This is a genomic window from Kocuria sp. APC 4018 (assembly GCF_030407675.1).
Lineage (GTDB): Bacteria > Actinomycetota > Actinomycetes > Actinomycetales > Micrococcaceae > Kocuria > Kocuria rhizophila.
In genome coordinates, this window is record NZ_JASDCY010000060.1 from 8,190 (window position 1) to 16,835 (window position 8,646).

At 73.2% G+C, this 8,646-nt stretch carries 8 protein-coding genes; 1 reads left to right on the forward strand and 7 read right to left on the reverse strand.

What is annotated here, in order from left to right:
• Positions 1-840: glycosyltransferase (locus tag QL985_RS10005; RefSeq protein ID WP_290147771.1), on the forward strand; the 840-nt coding region annotated here is incomplete at its 5' end.
• 138 nt (positions 841-978) lie between these two features.
• Here QL985_RS10005 and QL985_RS10010 read toward each other — a convergent pair.
• The 7 genes from QL985_RS10010 to pyrF all read right to left on the reverse strand — a co-directional run bounded on the left by QL985_RS10010 (position 979) and on the right by pyrF (position 8,639).
• Positions 979-3,363 (reverse strand): primosomal protein N', encoded by a 2,385-nt coding sequence (locus tag QL985_RS10010; RefSeq protein WP_290147773.1) that lies wholly within the window; start codon positions 3,361-3,363, stop codon positions 979-981.
• Between the two features lie 35 nt (positions 3,364-3,398).
• Positions 3,399-4,604 (reverse strand): methionine adenosyltransferase, encoded by a 1,206-nt coding sequence (gene metK, locus QL985_RS10015; protein WP_019309269.1) that lies wholly within the window; start codon positions 4,602-4,604, stop codon positions 3,399-3,401.
• A gap of 9 nt (positions 4,605-4,613) precedes the next feature.
• Positions 4,614-6,011, reverse strand: a complete 1,398-nt coding sequence (locus QL985_RS10020; protein WP_168165728.1) for a bifunctional phosphopantothenoylcysteine decarboxylase/phosphopantothenate synthase — start codon at positions 6,009-6,011, stop codon at positions 4,614-4,616.
• Positions 6,008-6,496, reverse strand: a complete 489-nt coding sequence (gene rpoZ / locus QL985_RS10025; RefSeq protein ID WP_239358521.1) for a DNA-directed RNA polymerase subunit omega — start codon at positions 6,494-6,496, stop codon at positions 6,008-6,010. The genes QL985_RS10020 and rpoZ overlap by 4 nt, the downstream gene beginning before the upstream one ends.
• A gap of 73 nt (positions 6,497-6,569) precedes the next feature.
• A complete protein-coding gene (gene gmk / locus QL985_RS10030; protein ID WP_029603126.1) occupies positions 6,570-7,145 on the reverse strand; it encodes a guanylate kinase in 576 nt (191 codons plus the stop codon).
• Positions 7,146-7,230: 85 nt separating this feature from the next.
• Positions 7,231-7,545: an integration host factor, actinobacterial type gene (mihF, locus tag QL985_RS10035; RefSeq protein ID WP_039101143.1), complete on the reverse strand. Its 315-nt coding sequence runs from the start codon at positions 7,543-7,545 to the stop codon at positions 7,231-7,233.
• A gap of 170 nt (positions 7,546-7,715) precedes the next feature.
• Positions 7,716-8,639 (reverse strand): orotidine-5'-phosphate decarboxylase, encoded by a 924-nt coding sequence (gene pyrF, locus QL985_RS10040; protein ID WP_259860894.1) that lies wholly within the window; start codon positions 8,637-8,639, stop codon positions 7,716-7,718.
• Positions 8,640-8,646 lie beyond the last annotated feature (7 nt).

Genomic DNA, 8,646 nt, shown 5'->3' on the forward strand with positions numbered 1-8,646 from the left:
CCCATGCAGACCATGGGCTCGCTGGGGCGCCGGTACCGGTTGATCCTCACGCTGCACGATCTCATCTACTACGAGCACCCGCAGCCCCCGGGCGACCTGCCGCTGCCGGTGCAGTGGGGCTGGCGCGCGTACCACAAGGCCTGGTGGCCCCAGCGGCTCACGCTCAACCGCGCCGATGCCGTGGCCACGGTCTCGCAGACCTCCCGGCAGCAGATCCTGGCCCGCCGCCTCACGAAGCGGGACGTGCGCGTGATCGCCAACGCGGCGCCGTCGGCGGGGATCCCCGAGGACGAGGCGTTCGCCCGGCTTCCGCGCCGCGGCACGGACCTGGTGTACATGGGCTCGTTCCTGCCGTACAAGAACGTGGAGACCCTGTTGCGGGCCATGGCCCACCTCCCCGGGCACACCCTGCACCTGCTCTCGCGCATCTCCCCCGCGCGCCGCGCCGAACTCCAGGCCCAGGTGCCGGCCGGGGCCCGCGTGGTTTTCCACGGCGGCGTGGGCGAGGAGCAGTACCGCGAGCTGCTGTCCTCGTGCGCCGCGCTGGTCACGGCGTCCCGCGCGGAGGGCTACGGCCTGCCGCTCGTGGAAGCCTTCGCCGAGGGTGCGCCCGTCGTGTGCTCCGAGCTGCCGATCTTCCGCGAGGTCGCCGGGGACGCCGCCGGCTACGCCCCGGTGGACGACGACGCCGCCTTCGCCGCCCGGGTGCGCGAGCTCACGGACCCGGGTCTCGCCCGGCAGCGCGTCCTGGCGGGGCTGGAACGGATCCGCGAGCACACGTGGGCGGACTCCGCGCGGGACCTGCTGGACCTCGCACGCGAGCTGCACCAGCGCGGCTGAACGCCCCGGGGAGATGGCCCGAGGACTCACTCGTGGCACTTCTGGTGCCCGCGGGACCGCATCCGGCGGCAGATTCCCCGTTCTCCGGGACGGCGACACGAAAGCCGCCGCCCCGGACCGCTGGGCTCGCCGGGTGGTTCAGAGCAGGTCGGCGACGTCGCAGCGCACGTTCACGGGCGCGTGCTCCCGCAGGGCCGAGGCCCGGGCCTTCTCCGCGCGCAACGCCGCGGTGATCTTGGGCGCGATCCCGAACCCGAAAAACAGCAGGGCGCGGTACGGCCGGTCCTCGCCGGATCCTGCGCCCGCCCGGCCCGGGCGCGCGGTCTCCGCGGAACCCGCACGCGCGAGCCCGTCGAGAGTGCCATCGGACGTCTCCCCGGTCTCGTTCTCCGCGACGTCAGCGCCATTGCCGGGTGTGTTCTCGACCGGGGCGGGCCCCACCACGCGCACCCGCTCGGGCAGCTGGAGGTCCCGCAGGGTGGCCGCGAGCGCCCCGCGGGGACCCGTGAGCGCCGCGGTGCGCACCGCGGGGGGCAGGCCCAGCTCGTGGCGCTCGTGCAGCTCCCGCTCCGAGTGCCCGGCGGGGTCCCAGCGCACGAGCGCGGACACGGCGCGGTCCTGGTCCGCGGTGACCACCACTGTGCCGCCGTGCTCTGCCGAGCGCACGAGGGCGGCGGCATTGAACCACCGGCGCAGGGTCTGCTCCTCGGCGCGCAGCCACGGGCGGGCGAGCATCTGGTTGCCGTCCAGCAGCAGGGCCGCGGCGTACCCGCCCTCGGCCACCGGTTCCGCCCCGGGGGTGGCCACCACGAGCGCGGGAGCGGACCCCACGCGCGCCCGGACCGTGTGCTCGGAAGACGAAATCACAGGCACCTGCGGGAAGGCCCTCCCGAGTTCCTCGGCGGTGCGCCCGGCACCGACGGAACTCAGGCGCACCCTGGTGAAGCCGCACTCCGCGCAGCTCCACTCGTGCGCCTGGCGACCGCACCACGTGCACACCGGCACGGCGTTCGCCGAGGACAGGGCGAGCGGCCCGTCGCACGCGCGGCAGCGCGCCGGTGTGCGGCACCGCTGGCAGGCGAGGACCGGCGCGTAGCCCTTGCGGGCCACCTGCACGAGCACCGGTCCCTTCTCGAGGGCCGCGCGCGCCACCCGGAACGCCTCGTGCGGCAGCCGCGCGCGGGCCGCGAGCGGATCGCGGGCCGTGTTGTAGGAGTCCGAGGTCGCCTCGATCCGCGGGGAGCACCTGCGCAGCTCCGTCCGGTCCGGGGCCAGCCGCACGGCCCACCCCGTGCTCACGAGGCGCTGGGCCTCCGGGCTCACGGCGTAGCCGGTGAACAGCGCGGCCAGGTTCTGCTGCTGGGCCCGCAGCAGCAGGACGTCCCGGGTGTGCTGGTAGGGGGCGCGCTGCTCCACGAAGTTGACGTCCCCGTCGTCGTGGCAGCACACCAGGGCGAGGTCCTGCACCGGTGCATAGGCCGCCGAGCGCGTGCCCACGGCCAGCCGCTTGCGGCCCAGCGCGAGCTCCAGGAATCCGCGGTAGCGCGGGGTGGGGCCGTCCCCGGCGTGCAGCCGCACCACGGCGTCCTCCCCCACCAGCTCGTGCAGCGCGGTCTCGAGCCGTTCCAGGGCCTTGTGGTCCGCCACCACGCCCACAGCCCCGCGGCCGGCGGCGTACGCGGTGGCCATGGCGTTCGCGGTCAGGCGCGCCCAGTCGTGGTCCTCGGCGGACGGCAGCACCTCGACGACGCCGCGCACCGGCCTCCCGGACGCCACCGCCGCGATGAACTCGGGGCCGTGCTCGTAGTGTCCCCAGATCTCGGGAGACGGGGCGACGGCGTCTTCGCCCTCCCTGTCCTGTTGCCCGGGTGACGGCTGCTCCTCGGTGGCGTTTGACGGTTCCTCCACCGGTGCGGGCGTGGCGTCCCCCGCGGTGAACTCCTTGTCCACGCGTGCCACCCGGGGCGCGATGGCCACGCGCAGCACGTCCGCTGCGGTTCCCGCGCAGCGCTGGGCCACGGCCTCCGCGAGGTCCACGATCTCCGGGGCGGCCACCGGCAGCGGTGAGAGCACCCGCCGGATGGGCAGCAGCCGTTCTCCCGGAACGTCGGTGTGTGCCACCCGCTCGACGACCCACCCGGACATCTTGCGCCCGGAGAAGATCACGGACACCTTGGACCCCACCACGGCCTGCTCGTGCAGGGCGGCACTCACGCGGTAGTCGAACACCCGGTCCAGGTGGGGGACGTAGGCCTCCAGCAGCACCCGGGCAACGGGGTTCTCGGCGGCCACGCCCTCGGAGCCCAGGGCGGCGCCCCGTGGGCGGGGCCCCGCCTCTCGCGTGCCGGCGGAACCACCCGAGCGCGCGGCGCGGGGCTCCGGCGCCGGGGGAAGGCCCGCGAGCGTGAGCTGCTCGCCGGAGGTGTTCTCCGGTTCCGAGGTGGCCCCCGGCCCGGGAGTGTGCTCGCGTTCCGGGGTCTCCGCTGCATCCGGGGTGCCCGCCGGGCCAGGAGGGTTTCCCACTGCGGGAGCCTGCTCCGGGGTGTCCCGCCCGGGGGTCACAGCCCCGCGGCGGAACGCAGCTCCTGCACCCGGTCGGTGCGCTCCCACGTGAAGTCGGGGTCCGTGCGGCCGAAGTGCCCGTGGGCCGCGGTCTTGGCGTAGATGGGCCGCTTGAGGTCCAGGTCCTCGATGATCGCGAGCGGACGCAGGTCGAAGACCTCGGTGATCGCGTTCTCGATGCGCACGGGATCCACGGTCTCGGTGCCGAACGTCTCCACGTACAGACCCACCGGGTGGGCCTGGCCGATCGCATAGGCCACCTGGACCTCCGCGCGGCGTGCGAGCCCTGCGGCCACCACGTTCTTGGCCACCCAGCGCATCGCGTACGCGGCGGAGCGGTCCACCTTGGAGGGGTCCTTGCCGGAGAACGCGCCACCGCCGTGGCGGGCCATGCCGCCGTAGGTGTCCACGATGATCTTGCGCCCGGTGAGCCCGGCGTCCCCCACGGGCCCGCCGCGCACGAAGTTGCCCGCGGGGTTCACGATGATCCGCGTGCCGGAGAGGTCCAGGCCGGAGTCGCCCAGGACGGGCTCGATCACGCACGTGGTGATGTCCCGGGTGAGCTGGTCGAGGTCGTAGTTCTCCGCGTGCTGGGAGGAGACCACCACGGTGTCCACGGAGACGGGGGTGTGGCCGTCGTAGCCCAGGGTCACCTGGGTCTTGCCGTCCGGGCGCAGCTCGGGCAGAACGGCGGTCTTGCGCACGCGCGTGAGCTGCTCGGAGAGCCGGTGCGCCAGGAGGATGGGGGCCGGCATGAGCGCCTCGGTCTCGTCCGAGGCGTAGCCGAACATGATGCCCTGGTCCCCCGCACCCTGGGCATCCCGCGGGTCCTTGGCGATCCCCGTGCGCTCCTCCAGGGAGTTGAAGACGCCGTCGTAGATCTCGTTGGACTGCTCACCCACGCTGATGGACACGCCGCAGAATTCACCGTCGAAGCCGTGCACCGCGGAGTTGTAGCCGATGTCCAGCAGGGTCTTGCGCACGATGTGCGGGATCTCCACGTACGCGTCCGTCTTGACCTCCCCGGCCACGTGCACGAGACCGGTGGTGACCATGGTCTCCACCGCCACGGAGGACTGGGGGTCCTCACTGAGCAGCGCGTCCAGGATGGAGTCCGAGATCTGGTCGCAGATCTTGTCCGGATGGCCCTCGGTCACGGACTCGGACGTGAAGATTCTCAGGTGCTCAGTCGATGCGCTCACGCCACCACATTACCCGGCGGCGCCGACACCCTCTTCCCGAGCGATGCGCTCCACCACGAACCGGGCGACCTCGTCCTTGCTCCCCCGCGTGGACGCCTCCTCGGCACCGCGGGCGGAGAGCACGACCACCTCGTTCTCGTCCCGGCCGAAGACCTTGTCGGTGCCCACCTCGTTGAGCACCAGCAGGTCGCAGCCCTTGCGGACCAGCTTGGCGCGGGCGAAGTCCAGCACGGAGTGCTCGGCGTCCCCGGTCTCCGCCGCGAAGCCCACCACGAGCTGGTCCAGGCCGCGCTCATCCCGCTGCGCCACCACGGCGCGCAGGATGTCCGGGTTGCGCACCAGCCGGATCACGGGGTCCGTGCCGTCCTCGGACTTCTTCATCTTGTGCTCCCCCACGGTGTCCGGGCGGAAGTCCGCCACGGCCGCGGCCATGATCACGACGTCGCTCCCGGCCGCCGCCGTCAGCGTTGCCTCCTCGAGCTCGCGCGCCGAGGACACGCGGGTGGTGCGCATGCCGTGCGGAAGATCGGTCTCCACGTGGGCCGCAATCAGGTGGACGTCCGCGCCCGCTTCGCGTGCCGCCCGGGCCAGGGCAACGCCCTGCTTGCCCGACGAGCGGTTGCCGAGGAAGCGGACGGGGTCCAGAGCCTCACGGGTGCCACCCGCGGTGACCAGCACGCGACGTCCGGCCAGCACCCCGGGGTCGGAGCCGACGTGGTCCGTGGTGGGGGCCCCGGCAGGCGCAGCCGCGACGGTGGACGGTGCGGCGTCGGGGGTGCTCGCGGAGCCGGTGGACGCGGCGTCGGAGGGCCCCGCGCTGGAGGGAGCCGTCCGAGCGGCAAGGGCCAGTGCGGCGTCGACGATGTCCTGCGGCTCGGGAAGCCGACCAGGGCCGCTGTCGGTTCCGGTGAGCCGGCCCGTGGCGGGCTCCATCACGGTGTGGCCGTGCTCGCGCAGCAGGGCCACGTTGCGCTGGGTGGCCGGGTTGAGCCACATCTCCGTGTGCATGGCCGGCGCCAGGAGCACGGGCGCGGACGTGGCGAGCACGGTGGTGCTCAGCAGGTCGTCCGCGTGGCCGTGCGCGATGCGGGCCATGAGGTCCGCGGTGGCCGGCGCGATCACCACGAGGTCCGCGGCCTGGCCCTGGGCCACGTGGTTCACGGTGTCCACGCGGTCGAAGACGGACTCCGAGACGTGCTCCCCCGTGAGGGCCTCCCACGTGGGCGCACCCACGAACTCCAGCGCCGCCCGGGTGGGCATGGGCACCACGTGGTGCCCCGCCTCGGACAGCAGCCGGGAGACGAGCGCGGCCTTGTATGCGGCAATGCCCCCGCCCACACCCAGCACCACGCGCAGGGGCGCGGGCCGGGCGGGGACGGGGGCGTGGCCGGAGTGCGGCTCAGTCACTGCTCGGTGGGCTCCGCGGAGTCCTCGGTGGTCTCCTCGACCGCAGTCTCCGCGGTCTCCGTGGAGTCCTGCCCGGGGGTCTCCTCCGAGGCCGGCAGCTGGGTGCCGTCCGAGAACATGGCGGTGGAGTCCTGCTCCTCGCCCTGGGCGAAGAAGTCACCGGTGAACATGTCCGTGGCGGTGGGCTCGTCGCTGACCATCTGGCCGTTGGGGGTGAACCCGGCGTGGGCCACGTGGTCGGCCTCGATCAGGCCCTCGTCGATCTCGCGGAACGCGATGGACAGCGGCTTCTCGTTGAGCTGGGTGTCCACCAGCGGACCCACGTACTCGAACAGGCCCTCGTGCAACTGCGAGTAGTACGCGTTGATCTGACGGGCGCGGCGGGCCCCGAAGATCACGAGTCCGTACTTGGAATCCGTCTTGTCGAGCAGCCGATCGACGGGCGGGTTGACGATGCCTTCGTTGTTCGTGCTCACGTGCTTCATGACTCCTGTGGTGGACGTAGATGTCGGTGGCGTGCGGGGCGCTCCGCGGTGGTGGGCCAGGATGGCGAGGCGCTCAGCGCCCCTGCTCACCCGGCAGCCCCATGAGTGCCACAAGCTCTGCGGCGGCGCGCTCCACGGTGTCGTTGACGACCGTGTGATCGAACTCGGACTGCGCCGCGAGTTCCAGTTTAGCCGTTTCCAGCCGACGCTGCTGCTGCTCGGGCGTCTCGGTGCCCCGGCCGACCAGCCGGTGCACCATCTCGTCCCAGCTGGGCGGGGCCAGGAAGACGAACTGCGCCTCGGGCATGGCCTGCCGGATGCTGCGCGCTCCCTGCAGGTCGATCTCGAGCAGCACGCTGCGCCCGGCGGCCAGCGCCTCCTCGACCTTGTGCCGCGGGGTGCCGTACCGGTGGAGGTTGTGCACAACGGCCCACTCGAGAAGGTCGTCCTCGTCGATCATGCGGTCGAACTCGTCGTCGCGGACGAAGAAGTAGTGCACGCCGTCCACCTCGCCGGGCCGGGGAGCGCGGGTGGTGGCCGAGACGGAGAGCCACACGTCCGGGTAGTGGTCCCGCACGTACGTGGACACGGTGCCCTTGCCCACGGCCGTGGGCCCGGCCAGAACGGTCACGGTGGGCGATGCGGGCACGAATACCTCCGGGGGTGCGGCGACGGTCGGGTCGAACTCGTCCGTCACTGTACCAACCGGGAGCCACCGCCCGCGCGGTGGTTCCTCAGCGGTCCAGGTACTCCACCAGCGCGCGGCGCTGGTGCTGGCCCAGCCCGCGCACGCGGCGGGTGGGGGCAATGCCGATCTGCTCCATGATCGCGGCGGAGCGGACCCTGCCGATCCCGGGGGTGGACTCCAGCAGCTCGGTGACCTTGAGGCGGCTCACGGCCTCGTCCTCGTCGCCGCGGCGCAGCACCTCGGCCACGGAGACGGTGCCGTCCCGCAGCCCCTTCTTGATCTCGGCGCGCACGGACCGGGCCGCCGTCGCCTTCTCCCGCGCCCTGGCGCGCTCGTCATCCGTCAGTGGCCGCAGTGCCATTCCCAGCTCTCCTCGTGGTAGCCCGACGGCCCGACCGGTCGCGCGAGAGGGGGGTGGCGAACGGGGCCGTCTCCCACCGAAAGTACCCGAGGACTTTGCGGGGGGTAAATGCACGACCGTCCCCTGACGAGCTCCGGGGCTCGCGTTCCAGGGGGCGGTCGTGCCGGGGGTCAGACGCGCTGCAGGTGCTCCGCGAGCTCCTCCGCCGAGCGCGTGACGGCCTCCCCCAGGGCACGGACGTCCGGGCCGTGAGCGAGCACGTCACGGGACGAGTTGGCCAGCACCGTGCCCCTGACCTGGGAGAACACCGAGGCGACGGCGGCCGCGTCCGCTCCCTGCGCACCGTATCCCGGAGCGAGGACCGGCCCGTTCAGCTCCCGGAGGTCGATCCCGAGGCGGCTCATGGCCTCGCCCACGGTGGCTCCGATCACCACCCCGCACGAGCCCAGCCCGCCCGTTCCCGCCGACGTCACGATTTGATCACGATCGTCCGTGTGACGTGCCGGGCCCTGTCCGGATGCCTGGGCGGACGACGACGCCGCGGGGCCCCGCGCGCCCGGCGCCCGGTTCTCGTGGGCCACGGCGGAGAGGATGCCCGCGGCCACGGAGTCCTCACCGCCCACGTGCTGCACGCTGGCGCCCTCCGGGTTGGAGGTCAGGGCGAGCACGAAGGTCCCCCGGCCGGTGGCGCGCGCCAGGTCCAGCGCGGGGCGCAGCGACTCGAAGCCCAGGTACGGGCTCAGGGTCACGGCGTCCGCCGCGAGGGGCGAGTCGTCGGAGAGCCACGCCGTCGCGTAGGCCGCCATCGTGGAACCGATGTCACCGCGCTTGGCGTCCGCGATGCTGAGGACCCCCGCGGCCGTGGATTCCGCGAGCACGCGTTCGAGCACCGCGATGCCCGCCGAGCCGAGGGCCTCGAACAGCGCCACCTGCGGTTTGAGCGCCGCGGCCCGGCCGGCGGCGGCCTCCACGACCCGCAGGGAGAAGGTCTCGAGCCCCTGCGCGGTGCGCGGCAGACCCCAGGCGTCGAGCAGCCCCGGGTGGGGGTCGATGCCCACGCACAGCGGCCCCCGCTCGGCCATGGCCCGCTGCAGCCGGACC

What these genes read in the sequence shown, in the direction of transcription:
- rpoZ (WP_239358521.1), bottom strand. Translation starts at nt 6,496, where the DNA reads ATGAAGCACGTGAGCACGAACAACGAAGGCATCGTCAACCCGCCCGTC.
- mihF (WP_039101143.1), bottom strand. Translation starts at nt 7,545, where the DNA reads ATGGCACTGCGGCCACTGACGGATGACGAGCGCGCCAGGGCGCGGGAG.